The 19,189-nt window shown below is 36.9% G+C and carries 16 protein-coding genes; 13 read left to right on the top strand and 3 right to left on the bottom strand.

Annotated features, from left to right (window positions below):
- Window positions 1-43 precede the first annotated feature (43 nt).
- Entirely contained in the window at window positions 44-805 is a 762-nt protein-coding gene (locus HAV12_RS07670) for a C40 family peptidase (RefSeq protein WP_171569133.1), read from the top strand.
- 515 nt (window positions 806-1,320) lie between these two features.
- Here HAV12_RS07670 and HAV12_RS07665 read toward each other — a convergent pair.
- Window positions 1,321-2,166 carry an AraC family transcriptional regulator gene (locus tag HAV12_RS07665; protein ID WP_171569132.1) on the bottom strand — a complete coding sequence of 282 codons (846 nt, stop codon included), beginning with the start codon at window positions 2,164-2,166 and terminating at the stop codon, window positions 1,321-1,323.
- Between the two features lie 119 nt (window positions 2,167-2,285).
- Between HAV12_RS07665 and HAV12_RS07660 the strand changes: the two genes are divergently transcribed.
- The 3 genes from HAV12_RS07660 to HAV12_RS07650 all read left to right on the top strand — a co-directional run bounded on the left by HAV12_RS07660 (window position 2,286) and on the right by HAV12_RS07650 (window position 4,279).
- Window positions 2,286-3,272, top strand: a complete 987-nt coding sequence (locus HAV12_RS07660) for an aldo/keto reductase (protein WP_171569131.1) — start codon at window positions 2,286-2,288, stop codon at window positions 3,270-3,272.
- A gap of 120 nt (window positions 3,273-3,392) precedes the next feature.
- Window positions 3,393-3,998, top strand: a complete 606-nt coding sequence (locus tag HAV12_RS07655) for an NAD(P)H-dependent oxidoreductase (protein ID WP_171569130.1) — start codon at window positions 3,393-3,395, stop codon at window positions 3,996-3,998.
- Between the two features lie 2 nt (window positions 3,999-4,000).
- A complete protein-coding gene (locus HAV12_RS07650; RefSeq protein WP_171569129.1) occupies window positions 4,001-4,279 on the top strand; it encodes a putative quinol monooxygenase in 279 nt (92 codons plus the stop codon).
- A 115-nt stretch (window positions 4,280-4,394) separates the two neighbouring features.
- Here HAV12_RS07650 and HAV12_RS07645 read toward each other — a convergent pair whose 3' ends face one another.
- The gene (locus HAV12_RS07645) at window positions 4,395-5,102 is read right to left on the bottom strand and encodes a class I SAM-dependent methyltransferase (protein WP_171569128.1); all 708 of its coding nucleotides are present in this window, start codon (window positions 5,100-5,102) and stop codon (window positions 4,395-4,397) included.
- A gap of 363 nt (window positions 5,103-5,465) precedes the next feature.
- Between HAV12_RS07645 and HAV12_RS07640 the strand changes: the two genes are divergently transcribed.
- On the top strand, window positions 5,466-6,347 hold the full coding sequence (locus HAV12_RS07640; RefSeq protein WP_171569127.1) for a LysR family transcriptional regulator: 882 nt from the start codon (window positions 5,466-5,468) through the stop codon (window positions 6,345-6,347).
- 317 nt (window positions 6,348-6,664) lie between these two features.
- Window positions 6,665-7,948, top strand: a complete 1,284-nt coding sequence (locus HAV12_RS07635) for a DUF2130 domain-containing protein (protein WP_171569126.1) — start codon at window positions 6,665-6,667, stop codon at window positions 7,946-7,948.
- A gap of 196 nt (window positions 7,949-8,144) precedes the next feature.
- Here the strand turns inward: HAV12_RS07635 and HAV12_RS07630 are convergent, their stop codons facing one another.
- The gene (locus HAV12_RS07630) at window positions 8,145-8,927 is read right to left on the bottom strand and encodes an META domain-containing protein (RefSeq protein ID WP_171569125.1); all 783 of its coding nucleotides are present in this window, start codon (window positions 8,925-8,927) and stop codon (window positions 8,145-8,147) included.
- Window positions 8,928-9,196: 269 nt separating this feature from the next.
- Between HAV12_RS07630 and nirB the strand changes: the two genes are divergently transcribed.
- From nirB to HAV12_RS07595, 7 genes are all read left to right on the top strand, one after another.
- On the top strand, window positions 9,197-11,710 hold the full coding sequence (gene nirB / locus HAV12_RS07625; protein WP_171569124.1) for a nitrite reductase large subunit NirB: 2,514 nt from the start codon (window positions 9,197-9,199) through the stop codon (window positions 11,708-11,710).
- 293 nt (window positions 11,711-12,003) lie between these two features.
- Window positions 12,004-12,381, top strand: coding sequence for a nitrite reductase small subunit NirD (nirD, locus tag HAV12_RS07620; RefSeq protein ID WP_171569123.1), 378 nt, complete (start codon window positions 12,004-12,006; stop codon window positions 12,379-12,381).
- 279 nt (window positions 12,382-12,660) lie between these two features.
- Window positions 12,661-13,245 carry a DUF4202 domain-containing protein gene (locus HAV12_RS07615; protein WP_132034933.1) on the top strand — a complete coding sequence of 195 codons (585 nt, stop codon included), beginning with the start codon at window positions 12,661-12,663 and terminating at the stop codon, window positions 13,243-13,245.
- Window positions 13,246-13,310: 65 nt separating this feature from the next.
- Window positions 13,311-15,116: an ATP-binding protein gene (locus HAV12_RS07610; protein ID WP_171569122.1), complete on the top strand. Its 1,806-nt coding sequence runs from the start codon at window positions 13,311-13,313 to the stop codon at window positions 15,114-15,116.
- Window positions 15,117-15,474: 358 nt separating this feature from the next.
- Window positions 15,475-16,134: a response regulator transcription factor gene (locus HAV12_RS07605; protein WP_171569121.1), complete on the top strand. Its 660-nt coding sequence runs from the start codon at window positions 15,475-15,477 to the stop codon at window positions 16,132-16,134.
- Between the two features lie 167 nt (window positions 16,135-16,301).
- Window positions 16,302-17,780 carry a nitrate/nitrite transporter gene (locus HAV12_RS07600; protein WP_171569120.1) on the top strand — a complete coding sequence of 493 codons (1,479 nt, stop codon included), beginning with the start codon at window positions 16,302-16,304 and terminating at the stop codon, window positions 17,778-17,780.
- A 79-nt stretch (window positions 17,781-17,859) separates the two neighbouring features.
- A complete protein-coding gene (locus HAV12_RS07595; RefSeq protein WP_171569119.1) occupies window positions 17,860-19,116 on the top strand; it encodes an alginate export family protein in 1,257 nt (418 codons plus the stop codon).
- The last annotated feature ends 73 nt before the right edge of the window (window positions 19,117-19,189 follow it).

Below are 19,189 nucleotides of genomic sequence, written 5' to 3'. Positions count from 1 at the left end.
TTTTTGAAATAACTCCTAATTTTAAACTTATAAATTACCCTAAATGTTCGGAATTTGCAACCTTGCCATAGTACCTGTTCGAGCTGAACCAAGTGACAGAAGTGAAATCGTTACACAACTTTTGTTTGGCGAGCACATCGAAATAGTAGAACGTCAAAATCAATGGGCCCGAATAAAAATTCAGTTCGATGATTATGAAGGCTGGGTAGATTCCAAGCAATATCAGGTTATTTCAGAAGCCAATTATAAGCAATTGAGCAATGAAGCGATTATTCTGAATGCTGATTTAATTGATTATATCAGTGCACCCGAAAATTTATTATTACCCATTCCGCTTGGTGCTTCTTTATCATTTTTGAATAACAGCGAAATCAATACTTCTAATTTTGAATTCGAAGGAACCAAAACCAGCGGTGTAAAACCTAAAAGTGCTTTAATCAATACTGCCTTTATGTATTTGAATGCACCTTACCTTTGGGGCGGAAAAACGCCTTTCGGAATCGATTGTTCCGGTTTTACGCAAATGGTTTACAAATTAAATGGTTACAAAATTCACCGTGATGCCTCACAACAGGCGCTTGATGGAGAATCTTTGAGTTTTATTGAAGAAAGTGAAGCTGGTGATCTGGCTTTTTTCGATAATGACGAAGGAAACATCATTCATGTCGGTATTATTATGGACAACAATTACATCATTCACGCCAGTGGAAAAGTACGCATTGACCGTTTAGACCATCTGGGAATTTACAATCCTGAACTAAACAAACACACACATAAGCTAAGGGTAATTAAGAAAATCATATAATATTTTCTCACAGATTTAGCAGATCAGGCAGATTTTTTGCTTAATAAATCTACGAGAGAATTTCAAACCTGCGTCAGACGCGTTCTAATTTTACGCATTAGATATTTAGCCACGGATTACACAGATTAAAATCAAGAAAATTATATAATTTTTTCCCGCAGATTTTGCAGATAAAGCAGATTTTTTCCTTAAATGAATCTGCCCAATCTGCTAAATCTGCGAGAGAATTTTAAATCAGCGTACCTATTTTACGCATTAACTATTTAGCCACTGATTACACAGATTAACACAGATTTTTTAATCATTTTTAATCCTTTTAATCTGTGGCAAAAAAAACGTCTAAATCTGCGAGAGAATTTTAAATCAGCGTGCCAATTTTACGCATTAACTATTTAGCCACTGATTACACAGATTAACACAGATTTTTTAATCATTTTTAATCCTTTTAATCTGTGGCAAAAAAAACGTCTAAATCAGCGGGAGCATTTTAAACCCGTGTGATCCGCGTTTCAATATCAAGTGCTAATTCTAATCGTTTTCCTAAACTCCGAAGGACTATTCCCTCTTTGTTTTTTAAAGAATTTATTGAAATGGCTTTCATCCGTAAAACCAAATTCATGGGCAATTTCGTTGATGCGCTTTTCACTGAATTGTAAACGATGCTCAATTAACTTCGTTTTGTAGTTACTGATATATTGCTGCATCGTTTCATTAGCATGTTTCTTGAAATAACGTCCTAAATACGTATTCGAAATTCCAAAATATTCACTAAGCGATTCCGCTTTTATTCGTTCCGGATAATAAATATTATTCTGAATGTATTGCAGAATATCCATTGCTTTCGCCTCGCAGCCAATGTTTACCTGTTCCGGGAGATATTTCGCAATATTTCTGGCTACAATAATAATCAGCGTATTGACCAATTGCTGAATCAATTCTTTATTATACACATCTTTATCCTGATGTTCGCGCATAATGGCTTCAATCATCACTTTTACCAGACACTTATCCGAATCAAGCTTTAAGATACAGCCCGGCTGATGATTCGCATTTTGAAGAATATATTCCAAACGCTGAATATTTTCATTTTGCAAACTCGAATTCTTCAGATAAATATCATTGAATCTCAAAAAGAAAAAGGTCGTCTTCGTTTCAATTGTAAAATTATGACAATCTTCAGGTGTCAATAAAAACATATGCCCTGCATCGTAGGTAAAAATATTTTTGTTGATACATTGTGATCCGGTTCCTTCTAAAATATAGACCAGTTCAAAGAAATTATGACGATCTCCAACATCCGGATATTCCTCCAGTGTTTCAAATGAAACCGTAAACGGTTCGTATAAATTTTCTTTCTTCATTTTGACATCAATTGATTGCGGCTGCAAATATACCTAAAAAACACAAATATATACAAATTAAAGGTTGTAAAAATGGTATAATTTTGCTCCATAATTTTTTAAGCACAAAATACAACAACATGGAATATAGAAAATTAGGGACTACCGAACTGGAATTATCAGCGATTACATACGGCGCATTTGCCATTGGCGGCAATATGTGGGGCGGAAACGAAAAGAAAGATTCAATCGACTCCATTCACGCTTCAATTGACAATGGCGTAACCACTTTAGACACCGCCCCTTTCTACGGATTTGGCTTAAGCGAAGAAATGATTGGGGAAGCTTTAAAAACACAAGACCGTTCGAAAGTGCAGGTACTGACCAAATTTGGTTTGGTTTGGGACGGAAGCAATAATGGAAAAGGAGAATTTTTCTTTGATGCCGATGACAACGGAAAAAAAATACCCGTATACAAATTCGCCTCCAAAGAAAACATCATCAAAGAAGTCGAGGAAAGTCTGAGAAGGCTTAAAACCGATTATATTGATTTACTGCAAATTCACTGGCCGGATGCCACTACTCCTATTCAGGAAACCATGGAAACTATGGATTTATTGATCCAACAGGGAAAAATCAGAGCTGCGGGAGTTTGTAATTATAGCGTTTCTCAACTCGAAGAAGCACAAAAAACAATTCAGTTAGCGTCCAATCAGGTTCCCTACAGCATGCTGAATCGCAGCATCGAAGCCGATTTGATTCCGCTTACGGTTGCCCAAAACATCGGAATCATCGCTTACAGCCCAATGGAAAGAGGTTTACTGACCGGAAAATATTTCACGGACAGCAAATTAAAAGACAACGATCACAGAAATGGTTATTTCAATCAGTTCGATCTTCAGAAAGTAAAAACGCTGGTCGAAGAATTAAGTGCCTTAGCACATGCCAAAGAAGCCAGTTTAGCGCAATTGGTTTTACGCTGGACCACTTTACAAAAAGGCATTACAATAGTGCTGGCCGGAGCAAGAAATGCAGAACAGGCGATATCGAATGCCAAAGCAATGCATTTCGACCTTACCGTTTCCGAATTAGAATTCATCAATCAGGCCATTTCTAAACTAAAATAAGAATAATTTGGGTGTGTCCCTTCGGGTCGGGCTTTCGGCTATATCTTTTTTTTCGTTCCTCAAAAAAAGGATAGCACCTCTATCCCTCACACATTTCAAAATACAAAAGAACATTACGACATGAAAAAAATATTTATTATCAACGGCGGGCAAAAATTTGCTCATTCAGGCGGCAAATTCAACCAGACTGTTCAGGACTGGACGATTGAATTTCTTTCTCAAAACAACAATTACGAAATAAAAACGACCAATATCAACAATGAAATCAATCTTCAGGAAGAGGTCGAAAAATTCGTTTGGGCAGATGTAATCATCTATCATACACCCGTTTGGTGGTTTCAGTTACCAAACCTTTTCAAAAAATACATTGATGATGTTTTTACGCAGGGACACAACAATGGAATTTACAAAAGTGACGGAAGAAGCCGTGTCAATCCGGACATCAATTACGGAACCGGAGGACTTTTACATGGACGCCAATATATGCTTACCACAAGCTGGAATGCGCCTGCAACAGCCTTCACCCTTCCCGGAGAATTCTTCGAAGAAACATCGGTAGACGACGGGGCAATGTTTGGTTTTCATAAAATGAATAAATTTACAGGAATGCAAAAATTGGACGGCTTTCATTTTCACGATGTCGAAAAAGGCGCAACAGCTGAAAATATTAGTATCTTTAAACAAGATTATACGAGACATTTAGAAGCAACTTTTAAAAATTTATAATCATGATTTCAATTACAGCAATCTTTAACAGCAAAACGGAGCATACTGAAAAACTAGAAAGTATGTTACAGCATTTGGTGACCGAAACCAGAAAAGAAGCCGCCTGCGTGCGTTACGATCTTCACAAGTCCGAAAATGCTTTCATTCTCTGGGAAGAATGGCAAGATCAACCGGGACTTGATGTACACAACAACCAATCGTATTTACTTGATTTTATTTCACAAAGCGAAGCACTGGTATCTACACCGATTCAGGTGTATAAAACAACACAAATCTTATAAAGAAATAAAAGTTTTTTTGCCACTAATTACACGAATTTCCACTAATTTTTTTTCGCAATTTTTAAAAATTTAATTCGTGGAAATTCGTGTAATTCGTGGCAAACTTTTTTAAATACTACTTAATCCCGCCAAAAGCACCAAAACACATGTTCTTATGTAAAATTTCGACGCTTTTAAAACCAACTTTCTTCATCAGATCCAGTTGATAATTCATCGATCTTGGTGTGTCTTCCTTCTCTACATAATCCAATACCTTTTGTCGGTATTCCGCACCGCCAATTCCTTCTAAATAATCGCCGTAACGCTGCCAGGTATATTCATTTAACAATTCAGTGTCTTGTGTGATCAGGTCCGAAATCATAAAACAACCTCCGGGTTTTAATAATTTAAATATTTTAGCAAAAGTAGTTTCCCAATCCGGATCATCACGCAAATGATGCAAAACTGCTCCGGCCAGAATAATATCAAAATGATTTTCGGGCAGATCTACTTCGCGGATGTCGCCCTGCTTTACTTCTACTGTACCGTCCGTTTCTTTAGATGCCCTATCAAAAGCTCTTTGCAGCATCGGCAAACTCAAATCGACCAGCGTACAATTTAAATTGGAAACTTTGGAAAGCATCTTTAAAGTATAATTTCCGGCTCCACAGCCAATATCCAGGACATTTTTAGCATTCGGAACAATTCTTTTCGAGGCTTCCGTTATTAATTCTAAGGAAATTGCAGCATCAATGGTGGCCACCTGGCCTGTTTCTAAATTTGAAAATCGTTCGACATCATGGTCAAAACGTGTTCTGATTTCTTCGATAGTTGATTTTTTCATAATTTTTAGTTTTTTTGCTTTTTGCCACAGATTAAAAGATTAAATGGATTTTTTTTTAAAATACTGTGTGGAAATATGTTTGCCACTAATTACACGAATTTGCACTAATTTTTTATTTTTATCACTGATAATAAGGGTTTAAACGGGTTTACACAGATTTTTATCGCGTTTTCAAAAAATTTTAATTCGCGGTAATTCGTGTAATTCGTGGCCAACAAAAATCCATTTAATCTTTTAATCTGTAGCAAAAAACCCGCACAAACCCCTTTAAGACCTCGGGCCCTTATTTTTAGTAAAAGTATTTCTTTCCTATATACTTTAAAAATACTTATTTTGTCAATTATCAATACTTAAAAGGTATTTATGGAATTACGACACTTAAAATATTTTCTGGCTGTAGCCGAAGAATTAAACTTTACCAAGGCAGCTGAAAAACTTTGTATTTCACAGCCGCCTTTAAGCCGCCAAATCATTGAATTAGAAACGGAAATCGGGGCACGATTATTCAATCGGAATAATAAAAAAACAGAACTGACCGAAGCCGGAAAATATTTTGAAAAGGAAGTGACAGCACTTTTTCAGGACCTGGAACAAATCACAATCAAAACGAAGAAGATAGCACAAAATGTTTCGGGAGAATTCAGCATCGCTTACATCAGTTCGATTTATTCCGGTGTAATTTCAGAATTGATACAAAACTTGAAAGCAGTATTTCCCTATGTTAATTTCAAGCTTTTCGAAATTTCCACCACCAAACAAATTGCAGCTTTAGAGCAAGGGAAAATTGATTTGGGGATTATCCGGTCGCCCATAAAATCGCCTAAAATAAAATCGCAATTGTGGTTTCAGGACGGATTTTCGGTCGTTTATAACAAAAGTAATCTCCAAATTAATGCTGAGGAAGAGATTTCAGGTCTGAAAGACGAAACTTTTGTGTTTTTTAACAAAGAGTACGCCCCGCATTATCATGAAGTTTTACTGGAACTTTGCGCTTTTTATGGTTTTACACCAAAAGTCGTTCACGAATCCAATAATATCAATTCGATTGTACAGCTGGTGAAAAATGGTTTGGGAATTTCGATTGTTCCTTCGAATATTGCCAAAAACAATACGGATCCCGAAATCGGTTTTATTGAATTGAAAAAGGTCAATCTGTTTACCGATGTTTCCTTAATCACCGCGAAAGAAGATGAATCTGAAATCACAAAAGTAGCTGTCGATTTTTTATTGAAGAAAAATAGTTGACGCTAACGCTGCTTTATAATTTAATTTAGTAAACTCGCAAAGTTTATTTTAGTTATTTGATTATGTGTATAGTTTGTCTTTGAGCGATTCATTCAAAGCTTTTTTAAAACATCTTAAAAAAAGGAAAACCGTAAAAATTACTTGCAAAAAGCTTTTAAATTGCATCCTGTTAGGAAAGAAAAACATAAAGTAATTCGTGGAAATTTGTGAAATTCGTGGCAAAAAAGTTACAATTTATCACATTGAAATCACTTGAAAAGAATGAACTTTTAAATACCTTAGCAGATTATTATAGTACTTAAATAAAATCAACAAAAATGGCGGAGCAATCTTCAATTCAGTGTCCAAACTGTGGAACAACTATCGATGTCAATGACATCCTGAAACATCAGTTAGAAGACAGTATTCGTAAAGAATTCCAACAGAAGGCCAATGCGCAATCAAGAGAACTGGAGCTTAAAAATGAGCAATTCGAAAAAGCCAAATTAGAATTTGAAGCCAAAAAGAAACAGGAAAACGAACTATTTGCAGAACGTCTGGAACGTGAGAAAAAGGTAGCCGAAAAAGAAATTACCGAAAAGCTGAAAACCAAACTCGACGAAGAAAACAAAGATCGTTTACTGGCTATGGAAAAAGAGCTTTCGGAGAAATCGGAAAAGCTTCGCGAACTTAACAAAATGGAAGGTGAAATTGCCAAATTACAGCGTGAAAAACTGGAAATGAAAGGCGCCATAGAAGCGGAAGCACAAAAACAGCTCAATGCCACTTTGGTTTTAGAAAGAGATAAAATCCGTAAACAGGAAGAAGAAAAAAACGAGCTGAAAATAAAAGAATACCAAAAACAATCGGATGACCAAAAGAAACTGATTGAGGAAATGAAACGTAAGCAGGAACAAGGTTCTATGCAATTGCAAGGCGAAGTAATGGAATTAGCAATTGAAGAATGGCTGGCCAATAATTTTCCTCTAGACAGTATCGACGAAGTTAAAAAAGGCGCAAACGGAGCAGACTGTCTTCAGATTGTAAATACCCGTGAATTACAAAATTGCGGTTCTATTTATTACGAAAGCAAGCGTACCAAAGCTTTTCAACCCGCGTGGATTGAGAAATTCAAAAATGATATCAGAACCAAACGAGCCAATATCGGTGTTTTGGTTACAGAAGTAATGCCTGCAGGAATGGACCGAATGGGAATGCGCGACGGAATCTGGATTTGTACGTATGAAGAATTTAAAGGTTTGAGTGCTGTTTTGCGTCAATCGCTAATTCAGGTCAGTCAGGCGGTTCAGGCGCAGGAAAACAAAGGCGATAAAATGTCGATGTTGTATGATTTTTTAACCAGCAACGAATTCCGTTTGCAGGTAGAGGGAATTGTAGAAGGCTTTACTCAAATGCAAAGTGACCTGGATTCCGAAAAGAGAGCCATGCAGCGTATTTGGAAACAACGTGAAAAACAAATCGAGAAAGTGGTTCATAATACTTTGGGAATGTACGGTTCGATTCGTGGTATTGCCGGAAATGCCGTTCAGACTGTCAGGGCTTTAGAACTGGATTTTATTGAAGACGATAAAGAGGAGGATTCTAAGGATTTGTTGGAATAATACGTGATTCATTGTACACGGATTTTACGGATTGGACTGGTCTACACGGTTTTTTCCTGTTTTGATCGAATTATAATAATCCTGTTGTCATTTCTGGCGAAGGAATCTCATGCAATAAACACGCACTGTTGGCGAATACCGGATGAAATTCCTTCGTTCCTCGGAATGATAAACTAAACATTAAAATCAAGTTAATCTAATCAACTTTCCTAAAAACCAAAAGTTTCCCGGAAGGATTGGAAAGCGTTAATCTGTTATTGCCAATAGTATATGTGTTGGTATTTTGCAGTGCTTTAATAACTTGATCTTCTTTATTTCCGGGAGCGCAAGCCATCATGGTCGAAATCACTTTTGAAAATCTTAGTACCTCTTTTTCATAAAAAATACTGCCACTGATTGCATTACAGCCTCCGTAACCCATAAATTTATTTTCCGCAGCATTGATTTCGATCCTTGGCAATTCCTTTTGAAAATCGGTTACAAAAACTTTAAATCCGTTTAGTTCTTCTAAAACCCAAATATCATGAAGGCGATAATCCGTATTATAATGGCCGCAGCCTTCTAATTTTGTAAAAGTAAGTTCATCATTATTTTTAATTTCAATTGATACTTTATAGGGAGAAATGGCTCCGGACATCGAATTCTGACATTCCATATGCTGAATTGAAATTGTGGCAGTCGCTGTTTCATTAACAACTTTATACATTTTTACATTGGCATCCATCGCTTTTATGGCCTCGCTTGCCGGGAAAATAAGCTTTTCTTTCCTTGTGATTAAAGAGGTAAATTCAATACCCTCTCTTCCCATTTTTAATCCCCAAAATGGTTCGTTTCCGGTTGCTGTAAAATAATACTTCATTTGATCTTCCTGGGTTCCGTATTCAGAAGTAGTTTCTTTTGTATCTGAATTTTTTTGGGCTGTAGATTTACAACCTGGTATTAATGAAAGCAATAGCAATACTGAAAGTAATTTTTTCATAGCATTTTATGTTAAGTAAGATTTCACAGCAATAAAAAAGCTGTAAAATTCTTATGAATTTACAATATTTTTTCGAAATCTTTATTTAGAATCTTTTCAAATTTACAATAATTCTCCCGGTATAAATTCTCTCAACCCCCACTACGTAAAAGATTACGACAATATACGTACTAACATAAACCGTTAAATACTACAAAAATAAAAATATATACGTATTTTTATACGTATAAATACTTATATTTGCCTAGTAATACTTAATTAAAGAAGCTATGATTAAAGTAATAGTAGTTGGGAACGGAATGGTGGGTTACAAGTTTTGTGAAAAATTCATTGCAAAATCAGGACAGGAAAAGTATCAGATTACCGTATTTGGTGAAGAACCGAGGCGTGCTTATGACCGGGTTCACTTAAGCGAATATTTCGGAGGAAAAACAGCAGATGACTTATCGCTATCAACGAGCGAATGGTACTTAGAAAACAATATTACTTTGAACACTTCTGAATTAATTACAGATATTAACCGGGAAGATAAAACCATACATACGCATTTAGAAAAAACACATCAGTACGATTACTTAGTGCTCGCAACCGGATCTTCTGCCTTTGTACCTCCTATTGACGGAGTAGAAAAAGAAGGTGTTTTCGTTTACCGCACTATAGAAGATTTGGATGCTATTATGGCTTACGCCAAAAAAATAAAACAAAAAGGTGCTACAGAAGCGGCAGTTTTGGGTGGCGGTTTGTTAGGTCTTGAAGCTGCAAAAGCAGTTCGTGATTTAGGCCTGAATCCGCATGTAGTTGAATTTGCCCCAAGATTAATGCCAAGACAGCTGGATAAAGGCGCGAGTGACATGCTTCAGTCTAAAATAGAAGAGCTTAACATTGGAATTCACCTTAACAAAGCCACACAATATATTGATGGAAAGGAAAGTATAACAGGAATGATGTTTGCCGATGATGAATTGTTGAAAGTGGACATGCTGGTTATTTCTGCCGGAATTAAACCTCGCGACGAATTGGCCAGAGTTTCAGGACTTGAGGTCGGTTTACGAGGCGGAATTGTGGTAAACAATCAGATGCAGACATCAGATTCTTCTATTTATGCGATTGGCGAAGCAGCACTTTACAATCAAAACATTTACGGACTTGTTGCTCCGGGTTACGAAATGGCCGATGTAGCCGCCGAGCAAATCTTAAAGGGTTCTAAAACCATGAGGGAAACCATCGACATGTCTACACAATTGAAATTAATTGGTGTTGAAGTGGCCAGTTTTGGTGATCCCTTTATCGAAAATGAAAATGTTACCGCTATTATCTATGAAAATAAATTAAGTGGTGTTTACAAAAGAATCAATGTCACTAAAGATTCTAAAACCCTGCTGGGTGGCATTTTGGTAGGTGATTCGAGTGATTACAATTCTCTTTTTCAGATTTTCAGCAATGGAATGGCTTTACCTAAAAATCCGGAAGATCTGATTTTAGGTTCACGTGACGGTTCTGAAGGTTCGTCTTTAGGAAGCGTTATGGATTTGCCGGATACCGCCGTAATCTGTTCCTGCGAAAATGTGACCAAAGGAGCTATCTGCTGCAAAATTCTGGACGAAAGCTGTTCCGGTTTTTCAGATGTCGTGAAACAAACGAAAGCAACAACTGGATGCGGAGGCTGTAAACCTATGGTTTCGGATCTGGTCAAAGCAACACAAAAATCACTGGGCAAAGAAGTAAAAGATGTTATTTGCGAACATTTTAATTATACCCGCCAGGAATTATTCGATTTGGTAAAAATCAATAAATATGAGAACTTTTATGATGTTATTGATCATCATGGTTCGGGTGACGGATGTGAAGTTTGCAAACCTGTAATCGCTTCCATTTTCTCCAGTATTTATAATGATACGGCTAATAAACATGTTACTACTCAGGATACAAACGACCGGTTTTTAGCCAATATTCAGCGAAACGGAACGTATTCTGTCGTTCCAAGAGTTGCCGGTGGTGAAATTACCGCTGAAAAATTAATCGTAATCGGTGAAGTCGCCAAACAGTTTGATTTGTACACTAAAATAACCGGCGCCCAGCGTGTTGATTTATTCGGAGCCCATTTGAGTGACTTGCCAAAAATCTGGAAAATTTTAATTGATAATGGTTTTGAAAGCGGTCATGCGTACGGAAAATCACTTCGCGCCGTAAAAAGCTGCGTCGGAAATGCCTGGTGCCGTTACGGAATGGATGATAGTGCCGGATTTGCCATTGAACTGGAAAACCGATACAAAGGTATTCGTTCGCCGCATAAATTAAAAGGCGGGGTTTCGGCCTGTATTCGGGAATGCGCCGAGGCACGTGGAAAAGATTTCGGGCTGATTGCTGTTGAAGGAGGCTGGAATTTATATATCGCCGGAAATGGTGGTGCAAACCCAAAACACGCTGTTTTACTGGCAGAACAAATCAGTAAAGAAACCGTCATTCAATATCTGGATCGTTTTTTAATGTACTATATCCGTACAGCCGGTCCGCTGATTCGAACTGCCACCTGGCTGGAAAAACTGGACGGTGGCTTAGACTATCTGAAAGAAGTAATTATCGAAGACCGCCTCGGAATCTGCGAAACTTTAGAAGCTGAAATGGCGGCTTTAGTAGGCACTTTTGAGTGCGAATGGAAACAAGTCCTTGAAAAACCAAGATTATTAAAACGTTTCAACCACTTTGTGAATTCTGAAGAGAAAGATGATAATGTTGTTTTTGTACCGTTAAGAGATCAGAAAATGCCAAAAGCCTGGTCGTGAAAATAATTTTAAATACATAGCATAGAAACATAGATTTAAAGTTACGGAGTTATTTTTTGCTACTCCCGATAGCTATCAGGATTCACAGATTAGAATGATTAATCTTTTAATCCTTTTATCTGTGGCAAAAGAAGTAAGCCTTTCAAAAGATATCTATGTGTGTTTAAATATAAGCTCCCAAAAAAAAAATCAAAAAAACGTTTGCTGCCCTTCTTACCCTCTTTTTACTGCAGCATCATAACATCCTGATGGTAAAGCGAGGGATAAGAAACAGCAACTTAAAACACATTTAAATGGAAGAAATCTTAAATCAATATCAAACCGTACAGCTAAGTGAAGCGACAATCTGGTTTAAAGCGGGTTCAGTAGAAGATTTCCCTACTAATCGCGGCGGCTGCATCAAATACAAAAACAAACAGATTGCTATTTTCAATTTCGCCCGACGCAACGAATGGTACGCTTGCCAAAATGCCTGTCCGCATAAAATGGAAATGGTTTTAGCAAGAGGAATGACCGGATCTGCAGATGATATTCCGAAAATCGCCTGTCCGATGCACAAAAAGACGTTTTCTTTAGTAGACGGTTCTAACTTAAACGGAGACGATTTTAAAATTGCAACCTACCCTGTTAAAGTGGTGGAAAACGAAGTGTTTGTTGGTTTTATTGATTGATTTTACACAATCTTGTCATTTCGACGAAGGAGAAATCTTCGCAAGAAACTCTATTATCAAAAGCAAATATCAGTTCAAAGTTTTAATCTTTGCGGAGTTACTCATGAAGATTTCTCCTTCGTCGAAATGACAAAACTATAGGAACTGTTTTTTTGATTTTCGGTAAATGAAGCAGGTATTTTTTCAAAAAATTAATAACCTGTCTTTCTCACTGTCTAAAATTAGTAAAGCTTTAAAAAGTTAATTCCGTATATTTGAAAATATATTATTTGACCAACAATGACTACACCTTTTCAAAAAGCAAGCGAATGGATTGATGCCGAAAATGCGCAGGATCCTAACATCGAATCCCATCAGAATACGGAATATCCGAAAGAATTATTGTATTCGAACAGGATGTACGAAAGGCTGATGCAGTTTGAACCGGAAGCCTCTGAAGAAGTTCAGATTGCTTCAAAAGCACAGCATATCTGCCGATGGAAAGTAGCACGCGAATCGTACCCAATGGATCGTGTCGGTTATTTGAAATGGAGAGAGGACCTGAAAAAATTTCATGCTAAAACTACCGCTGAAATACTGGAAAAAGCAGGCTACGAAAGCGCTTTCAGAGATCGTGTTTCTTTTTTGATTGAAAAAAAATTACTTAAAAAAGATGCCGAAACCCAATTACTGGAAGATGTAATCTGTCTGGTATTTTTAGAATATTATCTCGACCCGTTTGTTCACAAACACGATGAAGAGAAACTTAAAAACATCATCAAAAAAACCTGGGATAAAATGTCTGACAAAGGACATCAGGAAGCCCTGAAAATCAACTACTCTGAAGAAAACTTAAACTTAATAAAAGCGTCTTTAGGATTGTAATCTCATAAATGAAATAAGCTAAAAGCAAATTCCATTTTCCTAGAAAAGACAAATCATATCTTCGAATGAAAAAAAGCAATCAGGAGGCCGCAGATAAAATTACTTTCAAAAATTTACGCCGCCTGTATTTTTTTGCGCTTTGGACTATTGCGATCACCATCATTTTGAGTCAGGTTTTAGTGCAATACAACCTAAAACAACAGTTAAGCGATTCTAAAATCATCAATATCTCCGGGAAGCAAAGAATGCTGAGTCAGAAAATTGTCAAAGAGGTGTTGATTTTGCATTATGTTTCTGATGCGGCATCTGCCGAACAAATTTTGCATTTGAAGCGTGTTTTGGAACTTTGGAAAACCACACAAAATGCACTCAAAAACGGCAGCGAGAGTTTGGCTTTCCCAAAAGAAAAAAGCGAAACGCTCCGTAAATTATATGCAGATATCAATCCGATTTTTAATAGTATTTCAAAGGACACAGATTCGTTTCTGCTAAATTTAAAAGATAAACAAAGACTGGCAGATAATCAAAAGTTAGTTCAAAGTATCCTGAAAAGCGAAGGCATTTTTCTTTCGAAAATGAACCAAATCGTAAGCCAGTATGATCTTGAAGCGCACGAAAAAGTGACCGAGCAGCGTAAAACAGAATACTGGATTTTTGCCTTTACCCTATTTGTGCTGCTGATGGAGTTTTTCTTCATCTTCAAACCTACCAATAAAAAAATCGAGAAACTCATTGCCAAGCTTTTATCTTCTGAAAAAAAAGCTTTAAAACTGGCGTATGATACTGAAATCATTAGTGAGATAAAAGAAAACTCGGTTAAAGAATTAAAATCGCTCAATTATGCAATGGAAAATACACTTTTGTATTGCCGCATTGCGCCTGATGGCTCGATCATTCATATTGGGGAAAAATTTGCCAAACTTTTAAATTACACCAAATTCTCTTCGCACAAAACATTTTCACACGTTTTAACCACAGAGGAGAAGGAGCAGCTTAACATAGACCGCCTTATTTCTGAGAAACAGCGCAGCGGCTGGCAGGGTGAAATTAATATCATTAATAAAGAAGGGCAAAATATCTGGCTGGATCTGTCTATGGTTCCGGTGACCATCAAAAAAGAGGAATCAGAGCTTTTAATTATTTGTTTTAATATCACGGAACGCAAAAAAGCACAACGCGAAGTGGAACGACTGAATATTGAAAACAGCACCGAAAAAATCAACCAGCAAAAGATTATTTCGAGCAGGATTGTCGAAAATCAGGAAAACGAACAAAACCGGATTGCCAAAGAAATTCATGACGGGATTGGGCAGATGCTTACGGGTTTGAAATTTAGTCTGGAAAGCATCAATCTGGAGGATAAAGAAAAATCGGCCCAGAAAATTGACTATTTAAAAAAACTATCTCTCGATATCATCAAAGGGGTCCGCACGGCCACTTTCAATTTAATGCCTCCGGAATTAAACGATCACGGTATTGTTTCCTCCCTTTCGAAACTAACGCAGGAACTTTCAAAACTGACCGGGAAAGAAATTCTTTTTTATAATAAAACCGATTTCGACCAGCGTTTAGATTCCTTAATAGAAATCAACATTTACCGTCTGACGCAGGAAGCGATTAACAACGCCATAAAATATGCCGAATCCTCCCATATTATTGTCCAGCTCTCCCACAGCCAGACTTTACTCAGTGTTATTGTCGACGACAACGGAAAAGGTTTTGACATTAGCGCTGTTGACAAAAAACGAAACAGCCAATCCGGAATGGGCTTGTTATTCATGAAGGAAAGAGTCCAATACATTAACGGACGCGTTTTTATCAAATCTATTCCGGGTGAAGGGACGAGGATTACTTTTAATATACCTATATAAAAATCCAATTTTTAAAATTCCAAATTCCAATTACACGTAATCTTGTCATCTCGACAAGGGAGAGATCACACAAGAAAATCCGTTACAAGGATCGTTAATCTTTGCCGAGCTTCTAGTGTGATTTTTCGTTCCTCAAAATGACAAATTTTACGCTAACTAAAGTTTACCTAAATTTCAAACCAGATAAAGTTTACACATTCTACAATTGGAATTTGGAATTTATCCCGACGCTTCGGGATTGGAATTTACTACTTATGATAAAGTTTGGAATTTGGAATTTAAAATTCAAAAATTACGTATCTTAGCATCTTCTTTAGATGAAAATACGTAAACATTCAGAATCAAAATTAAGTAAAAGATGAGCAATATAATTCGGGTAGTTCTCGCAGATGATCATGTATTTGTAAGAGATGGAATAAAATCTTTACTGGAAAACGAAGCAAACATTGAGGTTGTAGGAGAAGCGATTGACGGAGCTGATGCTCTTGAAGTAGTTGCAGCCAGCAAACCCGACTTACTTATAGTAGATATTCGTATGCCTAACCTGACGGGTATCGAAGTAGTAGAAAAACTTAGAAATGATAATAACAACCTGAAAATTATCATGCTTTCTATGCACGAATCTGAAGAGTACGTACTTAAATCCATCAAAGCCGGAGCCGACGGTTATTTACTGAAAGGTTCAAGCAAAGAAGAATTCTTAAAAGCACTACACACGGTTGCTTTAGGCGGAAAATATTTTAGCGGGGATATTTCCTCTATCCTGATCAATCAGTTGACCAATTCTTCCAATTCCTTAGAACCTAAGCCAACAATAGGCGAAGAAATGATGATTACTAAAAGAGAGAAAGAGATTCTGACGCTTTTATTGTCCGGAAAAGGAAACAAAGAAATCGCCGAAGCCCTTGATATTAGTAAACGTACTGCTGAAGTGCATCGTTTTAATCTAATGAAAAAGCTGAAAGTGAAGAATTTAATGGAACTTTCTAATAAAGCAACTGAATATTCGCTTCTGTAATTTCTATATAAAAGATAAAAATCACCTCTTGAAAATAGTATTTTAATAAAATAGAGAATCAATTTTGTGATGTTGGCAAATCTATTCACTTAGATAAAAATACTTAATTTTAAATACGTATTAATACTTATATAGTACTTATATTTGATAAAACAAATCTGAGTACTATGAAAAACACAAACTCTTTATCACAATCACACAAGATCCTATTTCTGAATACTTTGGCCTTCACGGTATGTTTTGCCTGCTGGACTCTAAATGGTGTATTAGTTACCTTTTTGGTCGATAACGGTATTTTCCACTGGAGCGTTGTACAGGTAGGCTGGTTACTTGGAATTCCGATTCTGACCGGTTCCATCATGCGTTTACCAATCGGAATCCTGACCGACAAATATGGCGGGAAATACGTTTTTTCCTTCTTACTGCTCCTCTGCTCTATTCCGCTGTTTTTACTTCCCCTGGCCGATAGTTTTTTTATGTTTGCCTTACTTAGTTTCTTTTTCGGAATGGTCGGTACCAGCTTTGCCGTCGGAATTGGGTATACTTCTATCTGGTATCCGAAAGAATGGCAGGGCCGTGCTTTAGGTATTTTCGGAATGGGAAATGCAGGCGCCGCCATAACTACTTTTTTAGCTCCTTCCTTATTGAATCATTTCTCTGTAGAAGATCCCCAAAACGGCTGGAAAATACTTCCGGTACTTTATGCTGTCGCACTTCTTGTAATTGGAGTAACCTTTTTAATTTTCGCTAAAAATAGAAAAATAGAAAACCAAACCAAAACGGTTTCACAAATGCTGCAATCTTTAAAAAGTGCCCGGGTTTGGCGATTTGGAGCGTACTATTTCTTAGTTTTTGGATGTTTTGTAGCCTACTCCCAATGGCTTTTGCCCAATTTCATGAACGTCTATCAGACCAGTTTAGTGATGGGCGGTTTATTTGCCACGCTTTTCAGTTTACCTTCCGGTGTTATCAGGGCATTCGGAGGCTATTTATCGGATAAATTCGGCGCCCGAAAAGTGATGTACTGGGTTTTAAGTTCCTCCGTTATTTTAAGTGCTTTACTGATGATTCCGAAAATGGAAATTACAACCACGGGCGCCGGCGTTCTTGCCACTAAAAAAGGAACTATCACTTCTGTTTCCAACGAAAAAATTAAGATTGGCGAAACTGAATTTGCAATTGCCCGGAAAAAAGAAAATGGTGTCGAAAATTCCATTTTCCCTACCAGAACCTCCTGGCAGCAGGTTGTTGTAGCACAAAATCAGACCGTAAAGAAAAAAGAACTGCTGGCTAAAGGAATTACCGTCATAAAGTTTGATGCCAATATGTGGGTTTTCCTGGTGCTGGTCATTCTAATCGGAATTTCATGGGGAATCGGAAAGGCGGCAGTTTACAAACATATTCCGGAATATTTCCCTACCGAAGTAGGCGTTGTCGGAGGTATGGTCGGAATGATTGGAGGTCTGGGAGGTTTCTTTGGACCTATAATTTTCGGATACTTACTGACTGCAACCGGAATCTGGTCCAGTTCATGGATTTTTATTTTAATTTTTTCAGCAATTTGCCTGACCTGGATGCACTATACCATCACCAAGATCATGAATGAAAAACAACCCGTTTTAGCAAAGGTAATTGACAGACAATAATGCAAATGATTATGCTCTAAATCATAGAGAAAAGCCATTAAACTTCAAAATTTGCCTCCCTAAATTAAATCCGTTAATCATGAAAAAACTAAAATTAATTATTTTATCACTCATAGGAATTAGCTTCGAAATTCACGGTCAGGAATTAGAGGTAAACTTACAGATAAGGCCTCGTTTTGAATATCGAAACGGATATAAAACACTTCTTCCGGAAGGACAGGAAGGGACTTCGCAGATTTCACAGCGTTCCCGGTTAAATTTTAATTACAAACAAGATCAGTTTACGGTAAAACTCACCTTTCAGAATACCAGAACCTGGGGAGATGTTGCAACTACTGCAAGCGCTGACAAAAATGGTGTTGCTGTTTTCGAAGCGTGGGCACAATATGATTTAACTGAAAAATGGAGTGTCAGAATGGGACGCCAGGTGCTTTCGTATGACAACCAGCGTATTCTGGGAGAAATCGACTGGGCACAACAAGGACAGAGCCACGATGCATTAACGTTTTCATTTCATACTCAAAAACAACAATTGGATTTTGGCGGGGCTTATAATTCTGATGCAGAAAATACGTTACAGATTCCATATACTGCAGCGAACTATAAAGCAATGCAATATGCCTGGTACCATGCTAATTTAGACAAATTAGGAGTGAGTTTTTTATTGTTGAATACAGGTTATGAATATGCCAATATTGATAAAAAATTACTCGTTGATTACAAACAAACTTTCGGACCTTATTTAACCTATAAAACTGCTAAAATAGACACTAATTTTTGGTTGTACGGACAAACCGGAAAAAGTACAGATCGACAAGTAAGTGCCTGGAATGCCGCTGCAAATTTTGGGTACAATATAAACCAGTCGTTTAAAGCTGGTTTAGGGTATGAATTCTTATCAGGAAAAAATACTAATGATGGAAGCACTGTTATTAAATCTTTTAATCCTGTTTTTGGAACGAACCACGCTTTTAATGGTTACATGGATTATTTTTATGTAGGCGGAGGCCATTTAAACAATGTTGGTTTACAGGATGCCTTTGTAAAATTAAATTACAATGTAAACAAATGGCAATTTACTTTGATGCCGCATGTATTTTTATCTGCCGCTGACGTAATTACCCCCGTAGAAAAACTTGATTCTTATTTAGGAACTGAAATTGACTTTACTGCCGGCTTTAATTTCAAAAAAGAAATCACCTTAACAGGCGGATATTCGCAAATGTTCGGATCAGAAACCTTAGAATTTCTTAAAACGGGAGATGCCGGACATACCAATAACTGGGCGTGGTTGATGATTTCTGTAAATCCCAGAATTTTTACATGGAAAAAATAGTTTTTCTTCAAAATTAACATCTATATTTTACCCTTTTCATATTTCGTGAAAAGGGTATTTTTTTTACTTCCCA

Origin of the sequence: Flavobacterium sp. CLA17, assembly GCF_013112255.2 — a bacterium.
Lineage (GTDB): Bacteria > Bacteroidota > Bacteroidia > Flavobacteriales > Flavobacteriaceae > Flavobacterium > Flavobacterium circumlabens.
This window is presented reverse-complemented; position numbering and strand designations above follow the sequence as displayed.